Source organism: Anaerostipes hadrus ATCC 29173 = JCM 17467, assembly GCF_030296915.1.
Classification (GTDB): domain Bacteria; phylum Bacillota; class Clostridia; order Lachnospirales; family Lachnospiraceae; genus Anaerostipes; species Anaerostipes hadrus.
In genome coordinates, this window is record NZ_AP028031.1 from 1,189,355 (window position 1) to 1,216,196 (window position 26,842).

At 36.8% G+C, this 26,842-nt stretch carries 33 protein-coding genes, 1 tRNA gene and 2 pseudogenes; 30 read left to right on the top strand and 6 right to left on the bottom strand.

The window, feature by feature from the left end; translation table 11 throughout:
• Positions 1–505 precede the first annotated feature (505 nt).
• The 8 genes from QUE18_RS05795 (at position 506) to QUE18_RS05830 (ending at position 4,593) form a co-directional block, all read left to right on the top strand.
• On the top strand, positions 506–1,417 hold the full coding sequence (locus QUE18_RS05795; RefSeq protein ID WP_040344362.1) for an Ig-like domain-containing protein: 912 nt from the start codon (positions 506–508) through the stop codon (positions 1,415–1,417).
• Positions 1,418–1,427: 10 nt separating this feature from the next.
• Positions 1,428–1,679 carry a PF13754 domain-containing protein gene (locus QUE18_RS05800; RefSeq protein ID WP_008393611.1) on the top strand — a complete coding sequence of 84 codons (252 nt, stop codon included), beginning with the start codon at positions 1,428–1,430 and terminating at the stop codon, positions 1,677–1,679.
• A gap of 23 nt (positions 1,680–1,702) precedes the next feature.
• On the top strand, positions 1,703–1,984 hold the full coding sequence (locus QUE18_RS05805; RefSeq protein WP_008393613.1) for a hypothetical protein: 282 nt from the start codon (positions 1,703–1,705) through the stop codon (positions 1,982–1,984).
• Complete coding sequence (locus tag QUE18_RS05810; RefSeq protein WP_009203838.1) at positions 1,981–2,163, top strand: hypothetical protein; 183 nt, start codon at positions 1,981–1,983, stop codon at positions 2,161–2,163. The genes QUE18_RS05805 and QUE18_RS05810 overlap by 4 nt, the downstream gene beginning before the upstream one ends.
• A gap of 18 nt (positions 2,164–2,181) precedes the next feature.
• On the top strand, positions 2,182–2,493 hold the full coding sequence (locus QUE18_RS05815) for a hypothetical protein (RefSeq protein ID WP_009203839.1): 312 nt from the start codon (positions 2,182–2,184) through the stop codon (positions 2,491–2,493).
• A 14-nt stretch (positions 2,494–2,507) separates the two neighbouring features.
• Complete coding sequence (locus tag QUE18_RS05820) at positions 2,508–3,026, top strand: hypothetical protein (RefSeq protein WP_009203840.1); 519 nt, start codon at positions 2,508–2,510, stop codon at positions 3,024–3,026.
• A 4-nt stretch (positions 3,027–3,030) separates the two neighbouring features.
• Entirely contained in the window at positions 3,031–3,825 is a 795-nt protein-coding gene (locus tag QUE18_RS05825) for an N-acetylmuramoyl-L-alanine amidase (protein ID WP_009203841.1), read from the top strand.
• A gap of 123 nt (positions 3,826–3,948) precedes the next feature.
• Entirely contained in the window at positions 3,949–4,593 is a 645-nt protein-coding gene (locus tag QUE18_RS05830) for a hypothetical protein (RefSeq protein WP_009203842.1), read from the top strand.
• A 397-nt stretch (positions 4,594–4,990) separates the two neighbouring features.
• Here QUE18_RS05830 and QUE18_RS05835 read toward each other — a convergent pair whose 3' ends face one another.
• The 6 genes from QUE18_RS05835 to QUE18_RS05855 all read right to left on the bottom strand — a co-directional run bounded on the left by QUE18_RS05835 (position 4,991) and on the right by QUE18_RS05855 (position 9,097).
• The gene (locus QUE18_RS05835; protein ID WP_009203843.1) at positions 4,991–5,164 is read right to left on the bottom strand and encodes a hypothetical protein; all 174 of its coding nucleotides are present in this window, start codon (positions 5,162–5,164) and stop codon (positions 4,991–4,993) included.
• Positions 5,165–5,211: 47 nt separating this feature from the next.
• Positions 5,212–6,363, bottom strand: coding sequence for an IS91 family transposase (locus QUE18_RS13795; RefSeq protein ID WP_009203844.1), 1,152 nt, complete (start codon positions 6,361–6,363; stop codon positions 5,212–5,214).
• A gap of 92 nt (positions 6,364–6,455) precedes the next feature.
• Entirely contained in the window at positions 6,456–6,842 is a 387-nt protein-coding gene (locus QUE18_RS13695; RefSeq protein ID WP_009203845.1) for a tyrosine-type recombinase/integrase, read from the bottom strand.
• Between the two features lie 29 nt (positions 6,843–6,871).
• Positions 6,872–7,696: a zinc ribbon domain-containing protein gene (locus QUE18_RS05845; protein ID WP_009203846.1), complete on the bottom strand. Its 825-nt coding sequence runs from the start codon at positions 7,694–7,696 to the stop codon at positions 6,872–6,874.
• Positions 7,697–7,862: 166 nt separating this feature from the next.
• Entirely contained in the window at positions 7,863–8,543 is a 681-nt protein-coding gene (locus tag QUE18_RS05850; RefSeq protein WP_009203847.1) for an Ig-like domain-containing protein, read from the bottom strand.
• Between the two features lie 74 nt (positions 8,544–8,617).
• Positions 8,618–9,097 (bottom strand): hypothetical protein, encoded by a 480-nt coding sequence (locus tag QUE18_RS05855; protein ID WP_009203848.1) that lies wholly within the window; start codon positions 9,095–9,097, stop codon positions 8,618–8,620.
• A gap of 125 nt (positions 9,098–9,222) precedes the next feature.
• On the opposite strand from QUE18_RS05855, the pseudogene QUE18_RS05860 reads away from it, so the two are divergent.
• The 22 genes and pseudogenes from QUE18_RS05860 to QUE18_RS05965 form a co-directional block, all read left to right on the top strand.
• Positions 9,223–9,378: pseudogene (locus QUE18_RS05860) on the top strand (ParA family protein); the annotation flags it as partial.
• Positions 9,368–9,481, top strand: a pseudogene (locus QUE18_RS05865) (ParB/RepB/Spo0J family partition protein); the annotation flags it as partial. The pseudogenes QUE18_RS05860 and QUE18_RS05865, both read left to right, overlap by 11 nt.
• 117 nt (positions 9,482–9,598) lie before the next feature.
• Positions 9,599–10,171 carry a flavodoxin gene (locus QUE18_RS05870; protein WP_009203851.1) on the top strand — a complete coding sequence of 191 codons (573 nt, stop codon included), beginning with the start codon at positions 9,599–9,601 and terminating at the stop codon, positions 10,169–10,171.
• A 16-nt stretch (positions 10,172–10,187) separates the two neighbouring features.
• Positions 10,188–10,571: a MerR family transcriptional regulator gene (locus QUE18_RS05875; protein ID WP_009203852.1), complete on the top strand. Its 384-nt coding sequence runs from the start codon at positions 10,188–10,190 to the stop codon at positions 10,569–10,571.
• On the top strand, positions 10,553–11,083 hold the full coding sequence (locus QUE18_RS05880; RefSeq protein ID WP_009203853.1) for a flavodoxin: 531 nt from the start codon (positions 10,553–10,555) through the stop codon (positions 11,081–11,083). Before QUE18_RS05875 ends, QUE18_RS05880 begins: the two co-directional genes overlap by 19 nt.
• Positions 11,068–11,649 (top strand): acyltransferase, encoded by a 582-nt coding sequence (locus QUE18_RS05885; RefSeq protein WP_009203854.1) that lies wholly within the window; start codon positions 11,068–11,070, stop codon positions 11,647–11,649. Before QUE18_RS05880 ends, QUE18_RS05885 begins: the two co-directional genes overlap by 16 nt.
• Before the next feature lie 4 nt (positions 11,650–11,653).
• Entirely contained in the window at positions 11,654–12,493 is an 840-nt protein-coding gene (locus tag QUE18_RS05890) for an aldo/keto reductase (RefSeq protein WP_009203855.1), read from the top strand.
• Between the two features lie 662 nt (positions 12,494–13,155).
• Positions 13,156–13,229: transfer RNA gene (locus tag QUE18_RS05895), tRNA-Arg, on the top strand.
• Between the two features lie 326 nt (positions 13,230–13,555).
• A complete protein-coding gene (locus QUE18_RS05900; RefSeq protein ID WP_009203857.1) occupies positions 13,556–14,521 on the top strand; it encodes a ParB/RepB/Spo0J family partition protein in 966 nt (321 codons plus the stop codon).
• Positions 14,522–14,535: 14 nt separating this feature from the next.
• On the top strand, positions 14,536–15,321 hold the full coding sequence (locus tag QUE18_RS05905; protein ID WP_040344366.1) for a ParA family protein: 786 nt from the start codon (positions 14,536–14,538) through the stop codon (positions 15,319–15,321).
• Positions 15,311–16,216 (top strand): ParB/RepB/Spo0J family partition protein, encoded by a 906-nt coding sequence (locus QUE18_RS05910; protein ID WP_009203859.1) that lies wholly within the window; start codon positions 15,311–15,313, stop codon positions 16,214–16,216. Before QUE18_RS05905 ends, QUE18_RS05910 begins: the two co-directional genes overlap by 11 nt.
• A 78-nt stretch (positions 16,217–16,294) precedes the next feature.
• On the top strand, positions 16,295–17,293 hold the full coding sequence (locus QUE18_RS05915) for a DUF6017 domain-containing protein (protein WP_009203860.1): 999 nt from the start codon (positions 16,295–16,297) through the stop codon (positions 17,291–17,293).
• Between the two features lie 9 nt (positions 17,294–17,302).
• Complete coding sequence (locus QUE18_RS05920; RefSeq protein ID WP_005334864.1) at positions 17,303–17,599, top strand: hypothetical protein; 297 nt, start codon at positions 17,303–17,305, stop codon at positions 17,597–17,599.
• Positions 17,600–17,606: 7 nt separating this feature from the next.
• On the top strand, positions 17,607–18,011 hold the full coding sequence (locus tag QUE18_RS05925) for a hypothetical protein (RefSeq protein ID WP_040344354.1): 405 nt from the start codon (positions 17,607–17,609) through the stop codon (positions 18,009–18,011).
• Positions 18,012–18,145: 134 nt separating this feature from the next.
• A complete protein-coding gene (bsh, locus tag QUE18_RS05930) occupies positions 18,146–19,123 on the top strand; it encodes a choloylglycine hydrolase (RefSeq protein WP_009203862.1) in 978 nt (325 codons plus the stop codon).
• A 38-nt stretch (positions 19,124–19,161) separates the two neighbouring features.
• On the top strand, positions 19,162–19,842 hold the full coding sequence (locus QUE18_RS05935) for a GTP pyrophosphokinase (protein ID WP_009203863.1): 681 nt from the start codon (positions 19,162–19,164) through the stop codon (positions 19,840–19,842).
• Between the two features lie 35 nt (positions 19,843–19,877).
• Positions 19,878–21,437: a cardiolipin synthase gene (gene cls / locus QUE18_RS05940; protein WP_009203864.1), complete on the top strand. Its 1,560-nt coding sequence runs from the start codon at positions 19,878–19,880 to the stop codon at positions 21,435–21,437.
• Between the two features lie 254 nt (positions 21,438–21,691).
• Positions 21,692–23,056: a citrate/2-methylcitrate synthase gene (locus QUE18_RS05945; RefSeq protein ID WP_009203865.1), complete on the top strand. Its 1,365-nt coding sequence runs from the start codon at positions 21,692–21,694 to the stop codon at positions 23,054–23,056.
• A gap of 156 nt (positions 23,057–23,212) precedes the next feature.
• Positions 23,213–23,482, top strand: a complete 270-nt coding sequence (locus QUE18_RS05950; RefSeq protein WP_179976049.1) for a helix-turn-helix domain-containing protein — start codon at positions 23,213–23,215, stop codon at positions 23,480–23,482.
• Between the two features lie 175 nt (positions 23,483–23,657).
• Positions 23,658–25,091: a phospholipase D family protein gene (locus QUE18_RS05955; protein ID WP_009203867.1), complete on the top strand. Its 1,434-nt coding sequence runs from the start codon at positions 23,658–23,660 to the stop codon at positions 25,089–25,091.
• The gene (locus QUE18_RS05960) at positions 25,070–25,780 is read left to right on the top strand and encodes a response regulator transcription factor (protein WP_003693048.1); all 711 of its coding nucleotides are present in this window, start codon (positions 25,070–25,072) and stop codon (positions 25,778–25,780) included. Before QUE18_RS05955 ends, QUE18_RS05960 begins: the two co-directional genes overlap by 22 nt.
• Positions 25,780–26,823, top strand: a complete 1,044-nt coding sequence (locus QUE18_RS05965; protein WP_005347239.1) for a HAMP domain-containing sensor histidine kinase — start codon at positions 25,780–25,782, stop codon at positions 26,821–26,823. The genes QUE18_RS05960 and QUE18_RS05965 overlap by 1 nt, the downstream gene beginning before the upstream one ends.
• The last annotated feature ends 19 nt before the right edge of the window (positions 26,824–26,842 follow it).

The following is a 26,842-nucleotide window of genomic DNA, read 5'->3' on the forward strand; positions in this document are numbered from 1 at the left end:
ATAACTCAGAAGGTATCATTCATGCCAATTGGCCCGATAACATGGTGCCAGTAGCTATAAGAGTGAAAAAGTATGATCAATGGCGTTATAACGTATTAGGCATGGCATTGTATGGAAAAGAATTATATTTGATAGAAATCCCTTCTGCATATCAAGGATGTCCTTGTGAAGTTATATGCTATAAGTCAAATTAAAATATTTTAATTCCATAGGAAGTTTTCTTTGATCCATACAAGATCACAGCCAATTTTTTTGTTTTGTGGATAACTATTATTTGTCCATAACACATAACAATTCTCATTGTTAACTTCCTGAGATATTGCTTCAACACGTATATAACCAGTATCATATACATGCAATATCGCAGAACTCAAGCGATAACCTTGTTTACGATCAACATAAAAATAGTTGTTTCCAGTACCATTCAATTCGGCATATTGAGTTACAAGTGCATCTTTTAAGTCAGAATTTAGTTGTGTTGTTGAGAACAAGAAAGGAGAAAAAAGTGTCAGTAAAAACAGTACAAGCGACTATTAACGGTCAAACATATACACTGACTTTTAATAGTTCAACCGGCAAATATGAAGCTACGGTAACAGCTCCGTCGAAGAGTTCATACAATCAGAGTGGACATTATTACGGAGTAACGGTTAAGGCAACCGATGAGGCAGGAAACACAATCACAAAAGATGCAACCGACAGTACGTTAGGATCATCACTGCAATTAAAGGTAAAAGAGAAGGTCGCTCCAGTTATTGCAATCGTGTCTCCAACGTCCGGATCATATTCGGCAAACAACAAGCCTGTAATTACTTGGAAGGTAACCGATACCGATTCTGGTGTTAATCCATCAACAATCGGTATCACGCTAGACAGTGGTACTAAGGTAACAGGCGATGCAATAACTAAGACTGCGATCACAGGCGGATACCAGTGTACATATACACCAACGACAGCGTTGTCCGATGGAAGCCATACAATCAAATTGGATGCAAGAGATTATGACGGAAACGCAGCAGCTACAAGCTCAACATCGTTTAAGGTAGATACAGTTCCACCTGTATTAACATTGTCCAGCCCAACGGATAAACTTATTACAAATCAAACTGCTTGCACAGTAAAAGGTAAAACCAACGATGCAACAAGCAGTCCTGTCACGGTAACAGTTAAACTTAATTCTTTAGCAGCAGAAGCAGTCACAGTTGGAAGCGATGGAAGTTTCAGCAAGGCCCTTACTCTTGCAGTAGGTACAAACACAATTACCGTTGTTGTAACCGATGGTGCTGGTAAGACAACGACAATAACACGTACCGTTACGTTAGACACAACCGCACCTGTGATCAAGAGTGTTACATTGACACCGAACCCAGTCGATGCTGGCAAAACATTTATCATATCCGTTGAAGTAACGGACTAGGTTAGTTGTTATGGTAGTTCGACTAGAGGGGAATGTAAACGGAGAGTCAGTGATCTTAACTAGATCCGCTGACTCTTTAGATTTATGGAAGTCCGTTATACCAGCCACATTAAACGGCAGGTATGTAATCGGATTAACTGCATATGATGAGGCAGGGAATGTAAGTAGCTATTCTACATACATACTTACAGTAGATCTGAAAGCATTAAGAGTTTCACTGAAGCCTTTTGATTTGTATGCAACCTTGCACAACGAGAAATAAGAAGAAAAAAAGAGGAGGAGAACATGCAAAAAAAGAAAGTGATCATAATGCACCCGGGAGAATCCAGAACAGCAGTAATTACTATACATTCTATTAAAAATGAGAAATTTACAATTGAAAGTGCGGAGTATTCGCTAATATACATGAAAGACAAAGCTGAAGAAAGCACTGGAGTTTGTAATATTAAAGAACATGATATAGAAGCACTGATTTCTCCTCAAAAGCGTGGTACCTATACACTTGACATCAGATATGCAGTATTAGACGAAATCTTAATAGAGCATATAGAAGTGAAGGTGGTATGATGGCAGCAGAAATCATTGAAATTAAGTCTGTAAGCCTGTCTCCTAACCCCGTACAGACCGGTGGAAAAGTTAAGATCAGCGTAGGACTTGAAGCAAACGAAAGTGATGTTAATTGCTTCTATTGCATATTTTCTTCCGAATTAGAAACAAGTCAAGTAACAACGACAGCAACGGTGTAGCTGAGGAAGGAGACATATTTGGATGATGAATACATAAGTAGAAATGAACATAATGCATTTGCGAGTGATGTTGATCATGAGCAAACCCGACAAAACAAAAGAATTGAAGCGTTAGAAGTGACAGTAAGACAGATCAATGACCTTACATTGTCAGTTCAAAAACTTGCGATCAACATGGAACATATGCTTGTTAACCAAACAGAACAGAATAAGCGACTGGAAGAGTTGGAAAACCGAGACGGCGAAAAATGGAGAAGCATTTCTATGTATGTCCTAACAGCAGTTGTCGGGGCAGTAATCGGATTCGTACTCAAACAAGCTGGACTATAAGAAGGAGAGATAAGATGAAAGAATTATTTGAACAGAATAAAGTGTTATTCTTGGCAGTGATCACAGCGTTGATCATTGTTTTTTTAGTTAAGAAACTGATCGACTATATCACAAAAAAAGGTCTGGAAGGGATCAGACTGGATGTATACAAGCTGTTTGTAGAAGCAGAGAAAACCTTCCGTGCATCCAAGCAAGGACAGCAGAAATTTGATTATGTAATACATATGGCCAGAGGACTTTTGCCCAAACCTATTCAATTATTTGTAAGCGAGAGCATGTTAAAAGAAGCTGTGCAACTGTGGTTTGACGGTATTAAAGATCTACTCGATGATGGTAAATTAAATAATTCAGTATACGACTTAGAAGATGTTGAGGAAGTCAGCAGAGAAGATAAGATCAATCATACGACAGAGTTAGATGACGGAACATGGACAAATTACGCAGAGACTCCGTTACCTGAAACTGACTTAGAAGATCCAGAGGAACAGGAACAGACAGAAGATAATCAGGCAGCAGCAGAACAGGAGGTGTAGACATATGAGAATCGCATTGACAGTAGGACACAGTTTGCTTAAAAATGGATCATATACATCAGCAAGTGGAGAAGATTGCGGTGGAGTAAACGAGTATAAGTACAATAAAAAGCTGATGAAAAAGGTAAAAGAATATCTTGAAAGCGACGGACACAGTGTTGATCTGTATATTTGTCCAGAGAAAGTATTTACGGCTGCATCTCAGGAAAAATCATGGAAACTGACACGCTTAAATGCAAAGAACTATGATCTCGTCGTAGAAGGTCACTTGAATTGCTATAACGGAAAAGCACACGGAACAGAAGTATTATACGTTTCTGAAAATGGTAAGAAGTACGCACAGAGAGTACAGAAGAAACTCGTATCCGCTGGATTTACTGATCGTGATGTTCAGAAGAGAACGAACCTGTATATGTTGAATAGCACAAAGGCAACAACGATCATGACAGAGAGCTTTTTCTGTGATTCCAAGTCCGATTATAAGATCGGTAAAGACGTAAATAAGATTGCTAAGCTGATCGCAGAGGGAATCTGTAATAAAAAGCTGGGAACAGCTACCAAGGCTAAGGAAGCTGTAAAAACAGTCGTGAAGAAAGTTACCAAAGCAACAACATATGCTAAGGTAGCTACAAAATCTGATCCACTTATGATCAGACAGAGTGCAAACGTATCATCTAAGATCATTGGTAAGATTCCGAAAGGATCAAAAGCAGAAGTAATTAAAAAAGGCAGCACTTGGACTAAAGTTAAGTACAAGAGCGTAACAGGGTATTCAGCTACAAGATACCTTAAATTTTAATATTAACCAGGGGAGAAATCCTCTGGTCTTTTTTTATTTCCAGAAATTACATAATTATTTTTATAGATAATCCAACAATAATATGTTAGCATAAAAGAAAACATTAAACATTGGAGGTGCGGTATGAGTGTAGTAATTATGGTTAAATCAGGAAAAGAATTATTTTTGTTCGGGGATAAAAAAACAACACATATAAATAATTTTGATAAAGAAAATGAAAGTTATGAGGTAGAATCGGTTTCTTATGATGCTCAAAAGGTATATAGAATTAAGGATGATATTATTGTTGGGATGGTAGGATCCAGTTTGGGATATAATAATTTATTTCAATATGTGATTCATGATCAGAAGGTAGATGCTGATGTTGCAAATGAAATAAAAGACTACAAAGATTTTGTAGCTGATTGGTTAAATTATCAATTCGAGTGTTTAGAGGAATATTTAAAAGATGACACAAAACATTTAGAAATTGAAAAAATGTTTGGAGCAATAGTATGTGGAATCAAAGATGGTAAATTTTATACAACTTCTTATGGATATCCAGCAGATGAGAGTGCTAGAGCGACAGAGCTTGTAATTGATAAAGATGGAACAATAGTTTTATCACAAATGAAATACCGTTCTTTATATGCAGAATATTATCAAAAATTTTATACAGAAAATGGTGGTAATGTTTTTGATGCAATAGAGAATACATTAAAAACTATGTCAAAAATTGATGATAGTATAAGTGAACAATTTGATGTTGTCAAAATATCTTTAGAATGAGTTCAATCAAACTTGAAAGTCCGAAATAAATGACGTAGGAATTAAACTATTTCTACATTATTACTATAAACACACCCAATAAACCGCATAACCCCGTGCTTTTAAGCTTACATTGAAGAAGCTGCTAAAGCAGGTAAATTCTAGGAAACCACGTATTTAAGCGGTTTTTTGAGGGTGTTAGAAGTGGTAAAAAGTAGTGAAATGTAGACAATCTCTATATTATCTCTACACTATCTCTATACCACATCTCTACACTCAAAAATGTGAATAAGAAGAGAGAGCCAATTAATTTTGACTCTCTTTTTTTCTTCCTTTATAGGAAAGTTCGCCTTTGGCTCCTTTCCAAAAGAAAAATAGCCCACATAAAAGTGGGCAGAGCAAACAGATGATCATGGTTTTAGAAAATATAAAAACCTTCTTCACCAAAATCATCACCAAACACATCTTCATTTAGAAAATAATCCATATCCAGCAGGTCATCCTCGCTCATATGGCGAATGTCCTCGGATGTCATACCTTCTGGGGGATTTGAAATATATTTTTCGCGTAGCTCTTTGATATTCTTTTTCATGGTAGGGTTCCTCCTTTATATGAGGATTATAGCATAAAAAGAAGTGGTCATGCAGAAGAACGCTTTCCACGGGAGCGGGACATTGCTTTCTCGTATAATTCTTCAAGAGGTACGCGGCGATGGTTATGATATATTTCCAGGATCACCATCTGTTGTTTACAATGAGGACAGATCAGAGGATCATAGCCAAAAGAAGAAAGGATCGCAGTACGCCACCGGTTAAAACAACGGAAAGTATGCCGTTTTTCTTTCGAAATAGCGAGATGGAGTTTTTTATCAATGGAACGATGTCTGGCATAAAGGCCGCCATAACGGATCATCTTGAAATGTTTTTCAGGGATGTGCCGGATAAGGCGTTTGATAAAATCCATGACAGGAATGGTTTCTTGAACGTATTGATCATCTTCGTGACGATTGTAATGGAAAGAGACAAGATCACCGGTATAAGAATCGACCCTGGAAGTGGCAATGACAGGGCGACCAAGATACCGACCAATATATTTGGTAACAGTCTTAGGGTCACAACGGTTGGGTTTGGCATAAACATAGAAGCCGTGTTCATGTTCCAGATAACAACGGGCAGAAACTTTTTTAAAAGAAGGACCGATGCGGAGCAACATTTCCTTGAGGAGAGCAGTACGGAAAGCATTGCGAAGGAAAGTATAGTTGAAATGAGAGACATTACGCCAGAAAGCATCATCACTGTAACCGCCTTCAGAGATGAGACAATGGATATGAGGATTCCATTTAAGATCCCTGCCGAAAGTATGCAGGACCATGATAAAACCAGGGGTAAAGTTTTTGTGTTTGTTCATTTTAGAGAATAAGCGAAGGACAACACTGGAGACGGAATGAAAGAGACAGTTAAGGAGAGAGCGATCCTGCAGGAAAAAATCACGGAGGGACGCATCAATGGTAAAAACGCAATGACGGTGTCTGACATTAACGAGCTTAAAGGACATAGAGGTAGTGCGATCCATGGAATATTTATTACCGCAGGTAGGGCAGAAACGGCTGTGACAACGGAAAGGAACAAACTTGAGATTTCCGCAGTGGATACAGCCATACATGGCACCACCATAAGAAGGATCACCACAGTTGATCATCTTATCGATATTTTCCATCTCAGCAGGTCTGGGATGAAGAGTATATTTGATTTCTTCATAATGATCTGTAAAGATCTCTTGTAGGATATTCATGATTCTATTATGAAGGAAAAAGACAAAAAAAGAAACCCACCCCTCAAGAATGAGGGGCAGGGGAGTTGAAGTGTCGAAGACACTTTTTTATTTTATTTTATTTTCATGATCTCGGCCATTAGCCACTCTGGTTTTCGTTTTGTGTAAGTAGCTTCTGTGATATCGTTGATCTTGTGACCCATCATATATTTTAATGCATATTCATCTACTTTATCTCTTTTTGCCATCGTGGAAAACTGAATCCTTGGATCATGAGCTCTGTGATCTGGATTGAGCTCTAATTTCTTAACAATCTTTTCGAATCGATGTCTATATTTATCATACGTCATTTTTAAGCTACTTCGGTGTGTTTTTGTATCAGTGCAGTTGATTAAATAATCACTTCCAAGATTTATTGCTTCCTGGTATCGATGCTTGACTAGATCACGAATCCGTGGATGGATTGGAACCAAGCGATCTTTACCTGCGTCAGTCTTCATACCGCCGATAAAAAACCAATTTTCCAGATCTACATTTTTAATTCAATTAGACCCAATTCTTGTGGTCGCCATCCAGAGTAGCATTGGATCAGAATCACATCCACATAATCAGTATCATACAAATGATCCCATAATTTTTTTATTTCTTCATCCGTAAAATCAATATGGTCCTTCTTCGCTTCTTTAACATCTTTAATAACATCATCAGACAAATTAAAGGTCCTTGCATAATTCTTGTCTACTAATTCATACTCTAGCGCATAATCCAACATTAAGTTGAATAGAGATTTTATCTTTGTCTTTGTAGTAGGAGATGCGTGTTTTTCTTTACCATCGACTACATACGTTCCATCTTCCATACAACCTTTAATATGTCGGGCACGTAAATCTTTTGCACGCATATCATAAACAGCAGAGCAGTAGTTCCAGGCAGATTTAATTGTACGTTCACTTGAAGGACTTGACAGGGATTCAAAATATTTATCAGTCCACTTTTCGTATAATTGCTCGACTGTCAGATCAGAGTCAAGATCATACGGATTTTTATGATATTCAAGTAATGCAGCGTAAGCATCATTATAGGTTTTGAAATATGTTTCTGGTTTCAATGATTTATAAATAGGTTTTCCATAAAAATTTTTTCCAACACAGACTAATGCACGAAAAGGCTTTCTAAGATTTTGATTTTTTAATTCGGATATAGTGCCAAATCCATTTGGAAGACGTTTTCGTTTATTAGTTTTTCTTTGTTGTTGTTTAATAACTTTTGTATCTAGAGGATAACCGCAGTGAGGACAAGTTATTGCCTTATCACTTACCTGCAATTGACATTCTGGACATTTGATCAGTGCCATATATCATCATTCCTTTCTAAAAAAGGGTACAAAAAATACACCCTTATCAATTTGTAATTTTGCAGGATGTATGATATAATTCTGGTGTTCAGGCAGAGATTACATCAATCACCCATGATTGATAATTTCTGAAATTCCGTCCAGTTGGTAGCTGGGCGGTTTTCTTTTATTGTAAATTACTTACATTATCAAATAATTTCCAGATATAGTTAGAATATTTTTGATACGGAAAATAATAATTACTTTTTGGAGTAGGAGTTCCGTTTTTGTCAAGGATATTCTTCAGTCGAACAGTTTCAGCGTCAAGCTTTTCCCAAGTCTTTTTGAATTTAGAATAATGTTTACCTTGTACAGAATAAACAAATTTATTCCAAGAATTTCTTTTTTTATAATTTTTATTTAAGTCGGAAATGGTTTTATCAATATTTAATTTGTTTCCGCAAGAGTCGGTTCCATCTTCTATATAGTGATATATATCACAGTATCCATTGTTCCAAATATCTTCACACTGCCAGTCATAAGCATCCCATAATTTATTAGTTATTGATTTATGACTACGAACAGATACTTCACATTTTAATGTTTGACCATTAACTTTTGCAGTAATATAAGCAGTTCCAGATTTTTTAGCAATAACCTTTCCAGACTTTGTAACTGCTACAACTTTCTTTTTACTAGAACTCCATTTAACTTTCTTTTTCGTTCCTTTAATTTTTAGCGTATAGCTATTTTTCTTTGGTAAAGTTATGAATGTTTTATTTATTGTTGTATTCTGTTTTGCGTGTATCGGTACAGCAGGTAATAGCATCATTGCAGACAATGCAACGCATAAAAACTTTTTTTTCATACGCATTTCTCCTTCTTTATTTTAATAATAAAAACGACAATTCGAGATTATATCCCATTAAGTCATTTAGATAATTATTTCACAGTAGTTTTTGAAACATTTAGATAATCAATAATGTAACCATCTGATGCCCAGATACTAAAAACACCTGCGAAAGAAGTACATTCAGGATTTTTAATTTTAGCTTTTAAAATAAAATTTCTAGTGTCTTTTGAAGCAATATACGGAGAAGTGGTCATTTCATCTGGTTCGTAATCCGTATCGTTCAATTTAAAATATTCACAGTCAAACTTAAATAAGGAATCTGTTTTATTATATACTGAAAACGCAATTTCAGAAGAAGTTGTATATGCCAACTTTATCTGAAGTTTATCGTTATCCAAAATAATTCTATTATATGTATAATTTTTAACAGTAGGAGCTGAAGGGGTTTTAACAACTTTCTTTTTGATAGTCATTTTGCTCCGATAAGTCTTTTTACCGATCTTAGCTTTTATATAAGCTGATCCAACTTTCAGCCCTTTGATAGTTGCATATTTGTTATTTTTGTTCACTATTCTTATTTTATTATTAGATACTGTCCATTTTACTTTAGTTTTATTGTTCTGTAAATTAATTTTACAAGTCTGGTTAATATAAATAGTCTTTTTTAATGGTGTAATACTTACTTTAGATTTTATCCATGATTGAAGTATTTGAAAATGTGATCCCGATGTCTGTAAAAGCTGCTGAGACCAGTGCAGAGGGAAAAAGCATCTACATGCATTGTCCGAAAGGAAAGGTTGCAGAGGCCTATATGAACTTAACACAGGAGGTTTTGAAGAATGAAAAATAGAAGTGGCGAAAAGATTAAACTGGCAAGCATTGATGAACTGCTTGGTGTGGTAAATGAAGAATCTGCAATGGAGATAGAAATTAGTAAGATCCATCCGTTTAAAATTGTGCGCCCAGATAAGGGCGAGTAGTCTAGCAGGTGGAATGCCTGTCTGGTAAGGTCTAACCAACCGCCAGTAGCGAGTCTTGGGTCTTCCATAGTCTGCGTCATACCAGCGTTTATGAAGAAAAAATCAAAGGCTCTTGACTTGGAGTTAACTTCAAGTAGTATACTAATCGAAACAGGAGGTAAAAAGATGAAGAAATTACTGATTATATATTATTCATGGTCAAATGGAAACACGGAAAGAATTGCAAAAATGCTGCAGAGTGAGACTGATAGCGATATTCTAAAAATAGATACCGTAGTTCCATATTCTGGCAGTTATGATGATGTGGTAAATCAGGGACAGAATGAAGTGCAGCGCGGATACGAACCTGAAATTAAACCGCTGGATATCAATATTGCAGATTATGATGTCATCGCAGTTGGGACACCTACATGGTGGTACACAATGGCTCCGGCTGTAAAAACATTTCTGCACCAACAGGATTTTACCGGAAAGACAGTAGTACCTTTTATGACAAATGGTGGCTGGCCAGGGCATGTAATAAAGGATATGAAAGTAGCCTGCAAAGGCGCAAATGTGGTTTGCGATATGCAGATACAGTTTGATTCTACAGGTGGAAGTAATATGGAGACACCTCAGGAACAAATTAATGAATGGATACAGAGTGTGAAAAATCTTCTTTAAATTGTGGAGGAAGAATATGACAATAAAAGAAGTGTCAGAAAAATATGGTATTTCACAGGATACCCTTCGTTATTATGAGAGGGTTAATGTGATTCCTAAAGTTACAAGAACATCCGGAGGAATTCGGGATTACCAGGAAGAAGATCTTAGATGGGTTGAGCTTGCAGTATGTATGAGAAATGCAGGACTTCCCATAGAAAGTCTGATTGAATATCAAAGGCTATTTAGGGCGGGAGATTCTACAATACCTGCGAGACTTGAGTTGTTGAATGAGCAGATGGATATTCTTCAGAAGCAAAAAGAGCAGATAGAGGAAACTATGGACAGGCTTTCTTATAAGATATCACGGTATGAAGAAGCAGTGAAAACAGGAAAACTGGTATGGACAAAGGAGGAATAGTACAAATGGCAAAGCTGGTAGCATTTTATTCAAGAGCAGATGAAAATTATTTTGGCGGTTCCATGAAATATATTCAGATTGGCAATACTGAGAAAGCTGCAAAAATGATAGCTGATATGACAGGAGCAGACCTTTTCAAAATCGAGCAAAAGATTCCCTATGCCGCTGATTATAATACCTGCATTGCACAGGCAAAAGAGGATAAACAGACAGGAAAACGACCAGAGATACTAAATCTGCCACAGGACATAGATCAATATGACGAGATTTATCTTGGATACCAGAATTACTGGGGAACCATGCCAATGGCTGTATATACTTTTCTGGAAAGTTATGATTTTACAGGAAAGAAAATTCATCCATTCTGTACGCATGAAGGAAGCGGATTGTCAAATACGGAGAGTGATATTAAAAAAAGTGCAAAAGGTGCAGTGATTGAGAAAGGCATTGCGATACATGGAAGCGGCGTAGATCAAGCGAAAGATGTACTTGAAAGATGGATACAGAAATAGAGGTTAGAAAAATGGAATGCAAGGAAATACGTGTTGATGTAAGAACTGCGTCAATAAAAGAAAGTACAGAAGGGCAACGTCAGACAAAAATATTATTTCAGATTAATCATACAATGCCTTTTACTGATGAATATAATGATTTATTAAAGGAATTGTTTGAAAATAACCTAGGAGATGGGAGTATGATATCACCACCGCTTAATGGAGCATGTGTTGGAAGCGTAAAGATTGGCAGGAATGTATTTATCAATTCTAATCTTCTTGCAATGGCAAGAGGTGGAATAACGATTGAAGACAATGCTATGATTGCTGCAAATGTACAGCTTATTTCCAATAATCATGATCCATATGATTTGTGTACTCTGACTTGTAAGCCTGTTCTGATAAGAGAATATGCCTGGGTAGGAGCTGGAGCTACGATACTTCCGGGAGTATGTATCGGAAGACACGCAATTGTGGGAGCTGGATCTGTAGTGACAAAGGATGTACCGGATTATGCAGTAGCAGTTGGAAATCCGGCAAAAGTAATAAAAATGCTTGATAAAGAAAAATTTCAGGAGGACTAAAAAGATGGAAAATATGAAGTTGAATAACAATTTGGAATGTCCAATGCTTGGACTAGGAACTTTTATGTTATCACCAGAGGATGCCTACACAAGTACATTAGAGGCATTAAAAATGGGATATTCCCTAATTGATACAGCAAATGCTTATGTAAATGAGCGTGCAGTTGGAAGAGCAATCAAGGATAGTGGAATTGACAGAAAAAATATATTTCTATCAACAAAAATATGGGCTAGTGAATATGAAAATGAGAATACTGTAGAAGAAACTCTAGAAAGACTTGGTGTTGATTATGTGGATTTACTTTATATACACCAGCCTGCAGGCAACTGGCTTGCCGGATACAGAATGCTTGAAAAAGCGTATAGAGAGGGCAAAGCAAAATCCATTGGTATCTCGAATTTTGAAAGAAAATATATGGAAGAGTTGGAAACAAAGTGGGAAATTGTACCTCAGTTTATTCAGGTGGAAGCACATCCATATTTCACACAGAAAGAACTTCGTGTAACTTTAGACAAATATGGAATTAAGCTTATGAGCTGGTATCCGCTGGGACATGGAGATACAGCATTAATGAATGAGTTGGTATTTGCAGGACTTGGCAAAAAATATGGAAAAACACCTGCACAGGTTATTCTCCGTTGGCATACTCAGATGGGATTTGTTGTAATTCCTGGAAGTAAAAATGCAGAACACATTAAGGACAATATGGATATCTTTGATTTTGCATTAACAGATGAAGAAATGGAACAGATTGCAAAGCTGGACAAGAATGAAAGATATTATCACCGCACGGATGAACAGCTTGTACAGTTTGCAAACTGGAAACCAGAGTTTGAAAAATAATATGGAGAAAATAGTATGAGCAAAAATGATGTATGGCTTAATCAGTAAAATGGGGAAGTACGGAGCAACTGCTTCCATCTTTTTATCTAGAAGTAGCAGTAAGTAAATCCGAGTAAAATATGGTCAAAAAATCATCGACATCCGACCTACAGCACGTTATAATATAGTTAATCTAATAAGAAAACCAAGTGATCATTGTTACGAAGCTGAATCGTAATGGTGGCCAACTGAGTGAACTCGATGGAACGGAATGGTTATATCCTCCGGGTGCTCCGAGCACCGGACGAGCACCGAAAGGTGCTTTACAGAGATGAAAACAGGTTTTCTTATTTTGACAGGGAGTAACAGAATAGTTAGGAAAACCAAGGATTTCCTTGACTTAGGTTGACTAATCATTGTATGTATTTACAGTGGTATCTCGAGCTCCTAAGAGAAAGCCGAGGCATTCCCCAAAGGGAAAAAATGAAAAACAACTTTCAGTTCGAATCTATTCTGAAAAATGCCAAAGGTGACAACAAAGCATTCCAAAAATTGGGGAACGTTCTAATGTTACCAAATCGAAAAAATCTGTAGATTGACAACTCAAAAAAGAGTTGATAATCTTATATATGGCCGAAGGGAAAATCCCAGAAACCCAGTAAAATCAAGGGTTTGCGGCATGTGTCGTCATAGCTCAGCTGGATAGAGCACTCGCCTCCTAAGCGAGGGGTCGGAGGTTCAAATCCTCTTGGCGACGGACTTCAAAGCGTTCGAAAATGTTAGCTGGATTAGCTGACAACGAACGCTTTTGTTATTTTCAAATCACGTTCGTGACACAAAATTCCATTCAAAATGATCAATTTCCAGCTAACGCAATCCGATTTTTGTTAGCTGACAGCTAATCAAAATTACCGGTTTGCAAACATGGGTTTTAAGAAGTCCAGCTAACATTTGGGTTCCGCTCCGTTGTCACCCCTTATTTGGGGATGTAAATCAGAGAAAAGGCGGGAAAAGAAACAATCTCTCCCAAACCTGCAAACATGAATTAGCTGAAACAGTATTCAATTCTATTAGCTACAGCTAATGGTCAAACAGCAATGTCTGTTTGGAACTTTACTATCTATAAAAGTTCCAGGCAGGCATTTTTTATTTTCTGAATCCTGGAGGAAAGGAGTCAAGATGACTGAGCCAAACAGACAATCAGGAGAAAACGAAGAAAGAATCATAGAAATTGAGATTGAGCGTCTTCGTCCATTCAAAGAGCATCCGTTTCAGGTGAAAGATGATAAGGAAATGTTTCTTCTGCAGGAAAGCATTGAGAAGTATGGAATATTAAATCTGCTGATCGTCAGACCTGTACCGGATGGCTACTATGAGATCATATCCGGCCACAGAAGAAAACATGCTGCGGAGAAACTTGGATACCGTAAAGTACCGGTAATCATCCGGGTATTAAGTGAAGATGATTCCATTTTAAGTATGGTAGATTCCAATCTTCACAGAGAACGGATCAGTTACAGTGAAAAAGCTTTTGCTTACAAACTGAAGAATGATGTATTGAAAAGAAAAAGTGGTCGAAAAAAGAGCCAAGTTGACCACAAAACACCAAGAAAGCGGGCAATAGAAATCATCAGTGAAGATTGTGGTGATAGCCCAAAACAAGTGCAGCGTTATATCTCACTGACAAAACTGATACCGGAAATGTTGCAGAAACTGGATGATGAGATTATTTCTTTTTGTCCGGCTGTAGAGATAGCTGCATTAAGTGAAAAAGAACAAAGAGAACTGCTTGTAGCAATGGAGTATGCACAGGCAATCCCATCACTCTCACAGGCCCAGAGGATCTGGCAACTGAGTAAAGAAAAACAGTTGTCACTGGAAAAGATGGAAGAGATCATGTGTGAAGTGAAAAAGGGTGAGATCGCAAGAGTGGCATTCACAAACGAGCAGTTGCACAAGTATTTTCCAAATTCTTATACACCGGCAATGATGAAACGGGAAATACTGGCACTGTTGAAATTATGGAAAAAAGAATCATGGGAAAGTTAAAGGAGGAAGAAATCATGTGTAAAGTTATATCCGTAGTAAACCAGAAAGGTGGCGTTGGAAAGACCACCACAACCGTAAATGTAGGCATTGGACTGGCAAGAGAAGGTAAGAAAGTGTTGCTGATCGACGCGGATCCACAGGGAAGTTTAACCGCAAGTCTTGGATATGAGGAACCGGATGATCTTCGCATCACATTGGCAACGATCATGATGGATGTCATCAACGAAGAAGAAATCTCTCTGGAAGATGGGATTTTACATCACCAGGAAAATGTAGATCTTCTCCCGGCAAATATTGAGCTTTCCGCACTGGAAGTAACGATGGGAAATGTTATGAGCAGAGAAATGATCATGAAAGAATATATCGATGCGATACGATGCCGATACGATTATATCCTGATCGACTGTATGCCGAGCCTTGGTATGATGACAATCAATGCACTGGTTTCTTCCGATTCTGTGCTGATACCTGTGCAAGCCGCATATCTGCCGGTGAAAGGACTTCAGCAGCTGATCAAGACCATTCTTACAGTAAAGAAAAGACTGAATCGGAAACTGGCGATTGAGGGCATTCTCCTGACCATGGTAGATTTCAGAACCAATTACGCAAGGGATATTGCATCGAGAGTACATACAACCTACGGAAGTCAGATCGAGGTATTTGAAAATGTGATCCCGATGTCTGTAAAAGCTGCTGAGACCAGTGCAGAGGGAAAAAGTATCTACATGCACTGTCCGAAAGGAAAGGTTGCCGAAGCATATATGAACTTAACACAGGAGGTTTTGAAGAATGAAAAATAGAAGTGGCGAAAAGATTAAGCTGGCAAGTATTGACGAACTGCTCGGAGTAGTAAATGAAGAATCTGCAATGGAGATAGAGATCAGTAAGATCCATCCGTTTAAGAATCATCCGTTCAAGGTGCTGGATGATGAAAAGATGCAGGATCTGGTAGAAAGTGTAAAGATCAATGGAGTGCTGACACCAGTACTGCTTCGCATGGATGAAAATGAAGAATATGAAATGGTGTCCGGTCACAGAAGAATGCATGCAGCACAGCTTGCAGGACTGACGACTATTCCGGCTATCGTAAGAGAATTATCAGATGATGATGCCATTGTAGCTATGGTGGACGCTAACATTCAGCGAGAGGAATTGTTGCCGGGTGAAAAAGCTTTTGCTTACAAAATGAAACAAGAGGCCATGAAACACCAAGGTTCTCGGACAGACTTGACTTTGGGACAAAATGTCCCAAAGTTCAAAAGAACAACGGAAGCAATTGCGGATGGGACAGGTGAAAGTTATAAACAGATTCAGCGTTACATTCGACTGACAGAGTTAATTCCGGAACTTCTTGATCTGGTAGATAACAAAAAGCTTCAGTTCACGGTTGCTGTTAATATCTCCTATATCGATAAGGAAGTACAGGAATGGATTTACGAATATATTAGCGACACTGGATTTATCAAGCCAAAACAGATTGCAACACTCAGAAATCAACTGAATGATGGGCCAATCAATCAGATTCAGATGTTATCAATTTTCAATAACTGTGTGATGGCAAAGAAAGTATCCCGGTCTCTCACATTCTCGGAAAAGAAACTGACAAAGTACTTTCCGGATGATTACACAGCCAAAGATATGGAACAGGTGATTGAATCATTATTAGAAAAATGGACGCAGGAACAGTCCTGTTAAAGATAGAAAAAGCTAAGAAAACAAAGTCAAAGAAGTTTAAAAAGAGGACTTCTTAGCAGAAAATGAAAGGAGGAAATTATGGAGAAAAAAATGACATTTAATTATTTTTACGGTACCGAAGCTGATCTGTTCAGCTTCTACCGTATACCAAAAGCATTATTTACAGACAGCTATTTTAAAGATTTATCGAGCGATGCTAAAATTTTATATGGACTGATGTTGGATCGAATGTCTCTTTCCATCAAGAATCAGTGGTTTGATGACAAAAACAGAGCATATATCTACTTTTCCATCGAAGATATCATGGAATTACTGAACTGTGGCAGAAATAAAGCCATCAAATCCATGAGAGAACTGGATGACGAAACAGGGATTGGCCTGATTGAGAAACGCAGACAGGGATTTGGAAAGGTGAACGTTATCTACGTGAAAACCTTTATGCCTGAGAAAACAGATGAGAAAAAATTTGAAGAGGAATTAAAGAAGTTTAAAAAACAAACTTCTGTGGAAAATGAGGAACCTACAGAAGTTTACAATTCAAACTTCATGAAGTCCCAAAATCAAACTTCTAGAAGTCCCGAAAACAAACTTCAAGAAGTTTACATTTCAAACCCTAATAATACTAATCTTAGTGATACTGAAATGAATGATAATAAATCTAATCCTATCATATCTGTGGATGAGAAAAGATTTGATAGCGATAATCGCTCTGAGGATTATCAGGCTTATGAAAACCTTGTCAAAGAGACCATTGATTATGAATCACTGGAAGTAACCCATCATGACGATATGCGACAGGTAGATGAAATTGTGAACCTGATCGTAGAAACTGTGATGTGTAAAAATGACAAGATATTGATTGCCAGCGATTGGTATCCGGCATCACTGGTGAAGAAAAAATTTCTGATGCTGACCTATTCACATATCGAGTATGTCTTACACTGTATGAGTGGTAACACCACAAAGGTGAAGAACATCAAGAAATATTTATTAGCAGCCCTGTTTAATGCACCGTCAACGATGAACGGGTATTATCAGGCAGAGGTGAACCATGATATGCCAGGACTGGTAAGATAGGAGGTGCACATGTTTATTTTAAAACTTGCTGGGAAGATATTATTACTGCCGGTATGGCTGATCCTTTTTGTGATCGGCCTGGCAGTAAAGATGACAGTACAGACTTATGCAGTTGTCAGAGGAATCCTTGGATTTATATTCACTTTGTTGATTATAGCGACTGCATACTGTTACCATGACTGGGTACAGGTTGCATTTCTGTTTTCGCTGAGTGTAATTCTGTATCTGATCCTGTTTGCAGGAGTGTTCGTAGATACTGTACTGGACATGACAAGAGAACGTATTATTGATTTTATTATATCGTGAGGAGGATATGAAAATGAGCGAAAACAATGATTATATTCAGTTACCACCACTAAAAAAAGACACACCATCCGATGTGGTAGCATTTATGTGGGAGTACCTGAAAGTACCGGAGGATTCAAGAGAAAAAGTTAAGAATCTGCTTAAAGATGCAAATGAAAATAGAGTAAAATTAAGTCATCAGGCACCAACACTGTATGATGTTGTCCCAAAAGAAGAAATTGCTGAATTTGAAGAGCTTATGTGCAAAACCATAGCTGACATTGTATCAGAAGCCAGTAGCGTTGCCTGTTGGGTGTATGTGCAGAAATATGTGAAGCACAAAACCCTAAACGAAATGCTGCAAGAATTGCCAGACGTAGGTCAATTCATCCTAGCTATGGATACCTGGTTTGAAAAACTGATGGAGAAATAATCTAGGAAAATAGTTTAAAGTTTACATGTTATGATCATGTATGAAGTTGGAACAGAATAAAAGATTGTGCTATACTATTGTTCAAGAAAAAAACTCATTGACATATTTCAATCTATTTAGGAGGATAAACGATCATGTGTACAGCAGCAACTTATAAAACAAAAGATTTTTACTTTGGACGAACCCTCGATTATGAATTCTCTTATGGTGATCAGATAGTAATTACACCACGTAATTATGCGTTTAATTTTCGCCATGTTGGCGATATGAAAAATCATTATGCAATTATTGGAATGGCTCATGTTGCAGAGGATTATCCTTTGTATTATGATGCTATGAATGAAAAAGGAGTGGCAATGGCAGGACTGAATTTTGTCGGAAATGCTGTTTATGCCGCGATTAAGCCAGATGTGGAAAATATTGCACAGTTTGAATTTATTCCGTGGATTTTAAGTCAGTGTTCTTCTTTAGTTGAAGTTCGCGAGCTTCTTGAACGAATTAATATTGTTAATACTCCTTTCAGCGAGCAATTACCATTAGCACAATTACACTGGATCATTTCTGATGAGAATGAGTCAATTACGGTAGAATCTATGTCAGATGGTTTGCATATTTATGACAATCCAGTAGGAGTGCTTACGAATAATCCGCCATTTCCACAGCAGATGTTTCAACTAAATAATTATATGTATTTATCTCCTAAACAGCCCAGAAATACTTTCTGCGAAAATTTGGCTCTTGATGCATATAGTAGAGGTATGGGAGGATTAGGTCTTCCGGGAGATCTCTCATCTTCCTCACGCTTTGTACGTGTAGCTTTTACAAAGGTAAATGCAATTTCAGGTGAATCAGAGGAAGAAAGCGTTAGCCAATTCTTCCACATTCTCGGATCTGTGGATCAGCAACGAGGATGTTGCGAAGTAGCGGATGGAAAATATGAAATCACATTGTATACGTCGTGTTGTAATGTTACAAAAGGTATTTATTATTACAATACTTATGAAAACTATCAGATCAGTGCAGTAGATATGCATGTAGAAAATCTGGATAGTGATAAAATGATTTGTTATCCAGTAATTCAAGGAGAACGAATCAACTATCAAAATAAATAATGTTTTGAAATCAGGGATGAAGTAGAAAGGAAAGTACCATGACAAAGGATGAAGTAAAAAAACTCTGGATGGACAGTCCGGAATCACTACAGTTTTTAAATAATGCTACAAAATTTTATAATTTAATGATGATGTATCGTTGTGCTATTCGGGAGATACAAACTAAACTTGAGGTTTTGGATGATGAATTTTCAGTTGAGAACAATCGAAATCCTATTTCTTTTATAAAAACAAGGATTAAGAAGCCCAATAGTATTTACAATAAATTGCAGAAAATGGGACATGATTTTACAACAGAAAATATACAGACATATTTAAATGATGTAGCAGGCGTTCGAATAGTTTGTGCGTTTATTGACGATATTTATATGATATCAGATTTGATTACCCAACAGGATGATATTAAAGTTATTGAAATAAAAGATTATATAAAAAATCCAAAACCAAATGGTTATCGAAGCTATCATATGATTGTTGAAATACCAGTATTTTTTGCTAAGGGTAAAACACCTATGCGTGTAGAATTACAGATCCGAACCAATGGTATGGATTTCTGGGCAACATTGGAACATCAACTTCGCTATAAAAAAGGAATTGAAGAAATGCCTGGTTATGATGAGATAAGTGAAGAATTACTTCATTCTGCAAGAGCTATCATTGAAGCGGATAATGAAATGCAGAGAATAAAAGACAAAATTGGTATGTTTCATGAAATTTAGGCAGAAAACTGAGCAAGTAGGAAGGTGGAATATATATGAAGCAAGATACTTTAGAGGGCAAAGCAAAAACAAAAAATGGGGTAAAACGGCTGTGTTTTTCCATAGTCTGCATTCTTCTGGAAGTAATTTTTATTATTACTATCGTAACACGCTTGAATGAATATGCAGAAATTATAAATTTATTTACAAGGATTTTGAGTGGAATCTTGGTTTTGGGATTGTACGCATCAGATAAGACCTCTTCTATGAAAATGCCTTGGGTCATCTTAATTCTAATCTTCCCAATTATGGGTGTAGGCCTGTATTTGTTGATTGGTTTGAATGGTGGCACACATAAAATGCGTGAACGATATACAGAAATTGATAGTAAATTATTACCAATGCTTCCTGACAATCAGGAGTGTTTGAGTAGAATAAAAGAAACGATTCCGAAAGCAGGAAATATCGCAAGTTACATACAAAGAAATTCGCAGTATCCAATCTATCAGAATACAGATATTGTGTATTTTGATGAAGCAGTGACAGGATTAGAGGCACAGCTTAAGGATTTGAAGAAAGCACAGAAATTTATCTTCATGGAATATCATGCGATAGAAGACGCTGAAGCATGGCATAAGATTCAAGATGTTCTGGAAGAGCGAGTAAAAGCAGGTGTGGAAGTTAGAGTATTCTATGATGATATGGGTTCTATAGGCTTTATTAATACAGATTTTGTGAAAAAAATGGAGCGAATAGGAATTCATTGCCGTGTATTCAATCCGTTTATGCCAGGTTTAAATCTGTTTTTGAACAACCGTGATCATAGAAAAATAACAGTTATTGATGGAAAAGTCGGATTTACAGGTGGATATAATCTCGCAAATGAATATTTTAATTACACACACCCGTACGGACAGTGGAAAGATACAGGTATTCGTTTAGAAGGAGATGCTGTTCAGTCGCTTACGGTGACATTTTTGGAGATGTGGAATGCAGTAAGTGATAAGGATGCTAATGATTCTGATTTTAGTAAATACCTTTTCCATTATGATTATGCGGCACAGCAAACTGGGTTTGTTCAACCTTATGCAGACAGTCCTATGGATAATGAGCAGGTAGGAGAAGAAGTTTATATCAGTATGATAAATAAAGCTGAAAAATACTGTTGGTTTATGACTCCATATCTAATCATAACAGATGAAATGACACATGCGTTATGCCTGGCTGCTAAGCGAGGGGTAGATGTAAGAATTATCACACCGGGTATCCCTGATAAGAAGTTCATTTATAATATAACTCGTTCTTTTTATCATGGATTAGTTAAACATGGTGTTCGTGTTTATGAGTGGACTCCTGGTTTCTGTCATGCAAAAATGAGTGTGGCAGATGACTGTATGGCAACCTGTGGAACAATTAATCTGGATTATCGAAGTTTATATCACCATTTTGAAAACGGCTGTTTTATGGCAGATTGTCAGGCAGTTGTGGAAATAAAAAATGATCTGATAAGAACGATGGGAGAATGTCGTGATGTGACAGACCAATATCAAACCGGACGAAGTGCATATTTGCGACTGGGACAATTATTTATGAGATTATTTGCTGGATTGCTATAAGAATCTGATGAAACGACCTTTCAAAAACAGTTGATTTTAGAAGTTAACTGTTTTTGAAAGGCCGTTTTTGTTATATCTAACAGTCTGTTGTACAAAGAAGATTTTGCATGGATGAAAAAACAAACCTTGTTGAGGTTAAATTGAGTTTTCCATTGTATTGTATTGCTAATGAATAAGAATAAGAAAAAGAACAGACAATGCTGAATGCTCTGGAAACAAGAATATCTGAGTATAGTATGTAAGTTCGTAACAGAATGAAAGGAGCGATTCAAATGAGCAATTTGGAAAATTATATGAAACAGCAAGCAATTTTTTGTGAACAAAATGATAGCATTAGTAAGAATCTGTATTCAGAGTATGGTGTAAAAAGAGGCTTACGAGATGAAAAAGGCCAAGGTGTGTTGACGGGGCTTACAAATATTTCTGATATAAAAGCTTTTGAATATCGTGATGGAGTAAAGAGTCCATGTGATGGCGAGTTATCTTATCGTGGTTATAATATAAAAGATTTAGTAACAGGAAGTAAAGGAAAAAGGTTTGTCTTTGAAGAAGGAGCATATCTTCTTTTATTCGGAGAATTGCCAACTGATACACAGTTAATGGAATTTCAGGGAAGACTATCTGATTGTATGGAACTACCGACTAACTTTACCAGAGATGTCATTATGAAAGCACCTACATCAGATATTATGGGTTCTATGACTCGAAGTATTCTTACATTGGGCTCTTACGATAAGGAGAAAGAAAGTCTTGAAATTCCGAATGTGCTAAGGCAGAGTATGCAGTTGATCGCAGCATTTCCTATGTTAGCAGTATATGCATACCATGCTTATTGTCATTATGAAAAAAACGAAAGTATGTATATTCATAGACCTGAAAAAGATTTATCTATTGCTGAAAATTTCCTGCGCCTATTAAGACCAGATACAAAATTCACAGAACTGGAAGCAAGAGTACTGGATATAGCATTATTGTTACATATGGAACATGGTGGTGGTAACAATTCTACATTCACTACACGGGTAGTAACATCTTCAGGTTCAGATACTTATTCTGTTATTTCAGCAGCAATGTCATCCTTAAAAGGAAAAAAACATGGCGGTGCAAATCTGATGGTAATGAATATGATGGATGATATTAAAAGTCATGTGAAAGATTATGAAGACGAAGAGGAAATTGCATCATATCTGAGTAAGATTATGAAGAAAGAGGCGTTTGATCAGAAAGGACTTATTTATGGAATGGGACATGCTGTATATTCTATTTCAGATCCGAGAGAAAGGGTGTTCAAAGGCTTTGTAGAACAACTCGCAAGGGATAAAGGACGTGAGAAAGATATGACCCTTTATAACAATATTGAGAAGATTGCACCTAAGTTGATTGCAAAGCAGCGTCAGATATTCAAAGGAGTAAGTCCTAATATAGATTTCTATAGTGGTTTTGTGTATGACATGTTGAATATTCCAAGAGAATTGTACACGCCATTATTTGCGATAGCAAGAATTGCTGGTTGGAGTGCACATCGCCTGGAAGAATTGATAACTACAGATAAGATCATTCGCCCGGCATATAAGAGTCTAGTCAGCAAAAAAGAATATATAGAAAGAGAGGAACGATAATATGGGAGCAGGAACCAGTGCAGAGGAGTTTTTTTAAAGAGCATCAATGTTGAAAGTATATTTGAATTTGTTGAAAGAACAGATTATTTGTTCCTTTATAGTATAAAGGAATGTGTTGAAAAATCAGACTGTCATGAAGGAGTATATCTTTCAGAAGTGGCAGAATACATGAAATTATCGATTCCAGAAACATCTAAGATGGTAAAAAGTCTTGAAAATAAAGGATATATTATCTGGAAATTAGATGAAAAAAAAGAAAGAACATACCTTGTTTTGACGAACAAGGCAATTGAATTAAGTAATTGTCAGAAAGAAAAAATGATAGAAGCTTATGAAAAAATCATATCGAATATACAAGAAGAGGACCTGGCAGTTACACGATGTACATTGAGAAAAATCCGACAGCTTATGGAAGAAATAAAATAGTGATTAATACAACGGAGTAAGAAAAGCTCCTTCATATATTAGAATAAAAATATGACTGTTTCTTTAAAAAGAAGCCGGTCATATTTTTTTATGAAAAATAAATTTTGTTGAGGTTAAATTGAGATTGACTTTGTATTGTATAAGTATGAAATAAAAAGGAATCAGGTGATGTACAATGAAAAAGCATAAAATATGTAAAATCCTTCTTGTTATACTGGCAATTTTTTTATGTGTGGCTTTTTATGAATTGCTCGGAATCTGCGTTGCATATAAAAAGCAGCCGGAAGTGTCCAATACAACCAAAAAAGAAACAAAAAATGGGTCATGGAACGAATGCAGTGAAAATACAGAACGGGCAGTAATCATAGAAAAGAATCCAGAAGCGCTTTTACAAAGAGTGCGTTTGATCAAGAATGCAAAAAAGGAAATTATTCTTTCTACTTTTGCATTTCAATCCGATGAAAGTGGAAAATTGATTTTAGGAGCACTGCATGATGCGGCAGACAGAGGTGTACATATTCGTCTGTTAGTAGATGGAATGGAGAGCTGGATTGATATGGAAGGAAATCCGTATTTCTATGGATTATCTTCCCATGAGAATGTTGAAATTAAACTGTATAATAAGGCCAATCCGTTGAAACCGTGGAAAATGATGGGTAGAATGCATGATAAATATTTGATTGCAGATGGAAAGAGATATATTCTTGGGGGAAGAAATACATACAATTATTTCCTGGGTGATTTTCCGGGACATAAGAACTATGACAGAGACGTGTTAGTGGTTTGCGATGAACCTGAGAAAGAAAATTCAGTTAACCAGTTGTCAGAGTATTTTGAAACCATATGGAATCAGGAAGACAGTGGTTATTTTCATAACAATAAAAAACTGGCAAATAGAAAATCTGTAAAGAACGCAGTTTTAGAGCTGCAGAACAGCTATCAGAAATATTTTGAAGAGAATAAGGAAAGAATCTGCCAGACCAATTATACGGACGAAACTTTTGAGACAGAAAAGATTACATTAGTGTCAAATCCTATTCACACAGGTTCCAAAGAACCAGTAGTGTGGTATCAGTTGGGAGAATTGATGAAAAATGCAAAAAATCGTGTGAAGATCCACACGCCATATATTATCTGTAATGATATGATGTATAATACATGGGAAGAGATTGCAGAGAACGTTTCAGATTTTTCTATCATGACAAATTCAGTTGCGAATAATGGGAATCCATTTGGGGCTGCCGATTATGCGAAAAACAGAAATAGAATCTTAAGTACAGGAATTAATATCTGGGAATATGAAGGCGGTTATTCATACCACGGAAAAAGTATTCTGATTGACGATGATCTGTCTGTAATCGGTTTTTTTAATATGGACATGAGAAGTGCATATCTGGATACGGAACTGATGCTTGTAATACGCAGTAAAGATATTAATAAACAGTTGGAAGAGGGCATGATGGAATATGAAAAAGTGTCCCGCCAGATATTAGAAGGCGGAACTTATAATGATCCATATCATGTAGAGCCAATCGAATTAACAAAGAAACGTCAGAGAAAAATATTTTTGGTACAGCATCTGCTTGGATGGGCAAGGTATCTGTTTTAATAAGGAGGAAGGAAAACGTGTTTCAAATATTGATTGTAGAAGATGATAAAGAATTAAGCCAGCTATTCCAAAAAGTGCTTGAGAAGAATGGATATCAAGTCAAAAGTGCATCGGATGGAGCACAGGCATTAGAAGTATTGGATAAGGAATATATTGATCTGATCATTTCTGATATTATGATGCCGGTTATGGATGGCTATGAACTGGTGTCAGAACTTCGTTCAGCAGGATATCAGATACCAGTGCTTATGATCACTGCGAAAGGTTCCTTTGATGATATGCGCCAGGGATTTCTTTCGGGAAGTGACGATTATATGGTAAAACCGGTAAATGTGAATGAAATGGTTTTAAGAGTCGGAGCACTGCTTCGCCGTGCACAGATACTGAATGAACACAAAATTGTGATCGGTTCAACAGAGTTTGATTATGATGCAATGACGGTTACAACTGATAAGGAAAGTCTTGTTTTGCCTAAAAAAGAATTCCTGCTTTTATATAAGCTTGCAGCTTCGCCAGGCAGAACATTTACAAAACAACAGTTGATGGATGAAGTATGGGGATACGAGACGGAGGCAGACCCACATACGATAGAGGTACATATAGGAAGAATCAGAGAGCGTTTTAAAGATAACCCTGATTTTGAAATCGTAACAATGCGTGGAATTGGATACAAGGTGGTGAAAAAATAATGGAACAAAAGAAAGAAAAAGGATTGCGGATCCGATCCTGTCTGACTGGTGCAATCTGGCTGGCACTTGTATTTTCAACAGTCATATCTGCTTTATTATTTGCTTTTTTGAATCATTTTTTTAATCTGCCGGGCAGCATACCTGTGCTTGGCTGGCTTTTGATTTTCAATACATTGATTGCAGGGCTGATCACTTCCTTTATCAATGCAAAGTTACTGGAACCAATTACCAGACTTAGTAAAGCAATGAAGGAAGTTTCTCAGGGAGATTTTGAACAGCATTTGGAAACGAACAGCCGTATAGCAGAAGTTGGAGAATCTTATCAAAGTTTTAACGTTATGACAAAAGAACTTCGTGCAACAGAGGTGCTGCAGATGGATTTTGTATCTAATGTTTCTCATGAGTTTAAGACCCCGATTAATGCCATTGAAGGATATACAATGCTGCTTCAGGGAGAAGAACTGTCTCCGGATCAAGAGGAATATGTAGAAAAAATCTTATTTAACACCCAAAGACTTTCCGGATTGGTTGGTAATATTTTGCTGTTATCCAAGTTAGAGAATCAGAATATACCAATGAAAAAAACAGAATATCGTCTGGATGAACAGATCCGCCAGGCATTTCTTTCATTGGAAACAAAATGGACAGAAAAAGAAATTGGTTTTCAGGTAGAATTGGAGGAAGTTAAATATACTGGGAATGAAGGACTTTTTATGCATATCTGGATAAATCTTTTGGATAATGCGATTAAGTTCAGCCCTTCAAAGGGGACAATTACGATGTTTCTGAAACAAGAACAGGATTCTGTTAAGTTCATTCTGGAAGATGAAGGACCAGGAATAGAGGATGATGTAAAATCCAGAATATTTGACAAGTTCTATCAGGTAGATGGATCTCATAAAGCAGAAGGAAATGGCCTAGGTCTTGCACTTGTAAAACGGATTGTAGATAGTGCCGGAGGAACAATCAAAGCAGAAAACCGTGAATATGGTGGATGCAGATTTGTTATAGAGCTGCCAAAGCAGAAAGATGAGATTATATAGTTTTAAGATAAATTAGAAG

What these genes read in the sequence shown, in the direction of transcription:
- QUE18_RS05800 (WP_008393611.1), top strand. Translation starts at nt 1,428, where the DNA reads ATGGTAGTTCGACTAGAGGGGAATGTAAACGGAGAGTCAGTGATCTTA.
- QUE18_RS05805 (WP_008393613.1), top strand. Translation starts at nt 1,703, where the DNA reads ATGCAAAAAAAGAAAGTGATCATAATGCACCCGGGAGAATCCAGAACA.
- QUE18_RS05810 (WP_009203838.1), top strand. Translation starts at nt 1,981, where the DNA reads ATGATGGCAGCAGAAATCATTGAAATTAAGTCTGTAAGCCTGTCTCCT.
- QUE18_RS05820 (WP_009203840.1), top strand. Translation starts at nt 2,508, where the DNA reads ATGAAAGAATTATTTGAACAGAATAAAGTGTTATTCTTGGCAGTGATC.
- QUE18_RS05825 (WP_009203841.1), top strand. Translation starts at nt 3,031, where the DNA reads ATGAGAATCGCATTGACAGTAGGACACAGTTTGCTTAAAAATGGATCA.
- QUE18_RS05830 (WP_009203842.1), top strand. Translation starts at nt 3,949, where the DNA reads ATGAGTGTAGTAATTATGGTTAAATCAGGAAAAGAATTATTTTTGTTC.
- QUE18_RS05835 (WP_009203843.1), bottom strand. Translation starts at nt 5,164, where the DNA reads ATGAAAAAGAATATCAAAGAGCTACGCGAAAAATATATTTCAAATCCC.
- QUE18_RS13795 (WP_009203844.1), bottom strand. Translation starts at nt 6,363, where the DNA reads ATGAATATCCTACAAGAGATCTTTACAGATCATTATGAAGAAATCAAA.
- QUE18_RS13695 (WP_009203845.1), bottom strand. Translation starts at nt 6,842, where the DNA reads ATGAAGACTGACGCAGGTAAAGATCGCTTGGTTCCAATCCATCCACGG.
- QUE18_RS05845 (WP_009203846.1), bottom strand. Translation starts at nt 7,696, where the DNA reads ATGGCACTGATCAAATGTCCAGAATGTCAATTGCAGGTAAGTGATAAG.
- QUE18_RS05850 (WP_009203847.1), bottom strand. Translation starts at nt 8,543, where the DNA reads ATGAAAAAAAAGTTTTTATGCGTTGCATTGTCTGCAATGATGCTATTA.
- QUE18_RS05870 (WP_009203851.1), top strand. Translation starts at nt 9,599, where the DNA reads ATGAAGAAAAAATCAAAGGCTCTTGACTTGGAGTTAACTTCAAGTAGT.
- QUE18_RS05875 (WP_009203852.1), top strand. Translation starts at nt 10,188, where the DNA reads ATGACAATAAAAGAAGTGTCAGAAAAATATGGTATTTCACAGGATACC.
- QUE18_RS05880 (WP_009203853.1), top strand. Translation starts at nt 10,553, where the DNA reads ATGGACAAAGGAGGAATAGTACAAATGGCAAAGCTGGTAGCATTTTAT.
- QUE18_RS05885 (WP_009203854.1), top strand. Translation starts at nt 11,068, where the DNA reads ATGGATACAGAAATAGAGGTTAGAAAAATGGAATGCAAGGAAATACGT.
- QUE18_RS05890 (WP_009203855.1), top strand. Translation starts at nt 11,654, where the DNA reads ATGGAAAATATGAAGTTGAATAACAATTTGGAATGTCCAATGCTTGGA.
- QUE18_RS05900 (WP_009203857.1), top strand. Translation starts at nt 13,556, where the DNA reads ATGGTCAAACAGCAATGTCTGTTTGGAACTTTACTATCTATAAAAGTT.
- QUE18_RS05905 (WP_040344366.1), top strand. Translation starts at nt 14,536, where the DNA reads ATGTGTAAAGTTATATCCGTAGTAAACCAGAAAGGTGGCGTTGGAAAG.
- QUE18_RS05910 (WP_009203859.1), top strand. Translation starts at nt 15,311, where the DNA reads ATGAAAAATAGAAGTGGCGAAAAGATTAAGCTGGCAAGTATTGACGAA.
- QUE18_RS05915 (WP_009203860.1), top strand. Translation starts at nt 16,295, where the DNA reads ATGGAGAAAAAAATGACATTTAATTATTTTTACGGTACCGAAGCTGAT.
- QUE18_RS05920 (WP_005334864.1), top strand. Translation starts at nt 17,303, where the DNA reads ATGTTTATTTTAAAACTTGCTGGGAAGATATTATTACTGCCGGTATGG.
- QUE18_RS05925 (WP_040344354.1), top strand. Translation starts at nt 17,607, where the DNA reads ATGAAAATGAGCGAAAACAATGATTATATTCAGTTACCACCACTAAAA.
- bsh (WP_009203862.1), top strand. Translation starts at nt 18,146, where the DNA reads ATGTGTACAGCAGCAACTTATAAAACAAAAGATTTTTACTTTGGACGA.
- QUE18_RS05935 (WP_009203863.1), top strand. Translation starts at nt 19,162, where the DNA reads ATGACAAAGGATGAAGTAAAAAAACTCTGGATGGACAGTCCGGAATCA.
- cls (WP_009203864.1), top strand. Translation starts at nt 19,878, where the DNA reads ATGAAGCAAGATACTTTAGAGGGCAAAGCAAAAACAAAAAATGGGGTA.
- QUE18_RS05945 (WP_009203865.1), top strand. Translation starts at nt 21,692, where the DNA reads ATGAAAGGAGCGATTCAAATGAGCAATTTGGAAAATTATATGAAACAG.
- QUE18_RS05955 (WP_009203867.1), top strand. Translation starts at nt 23,658, where the DNA reads ATGAAAAAGCATAAAATATGTAAAATCCTTCTTGTTATACTGGCAATT.
- QUE18_RS05960 (WP_003693048.1), top strand. Translation starts at nt 25,070, where the DNA reads ATGGGCAAGGTATCTGTTTTAATAAGGAGGAAGGAAAACGTGTTTCAA.
- QUE18_RS05965 (WP_005347239.1), top strand. Translation starts at nt 25,780, where the DNA reads ATGGAACAAAAGAAAGAAAAAGGATTGCGGATCCGATCCTGTCTGACT.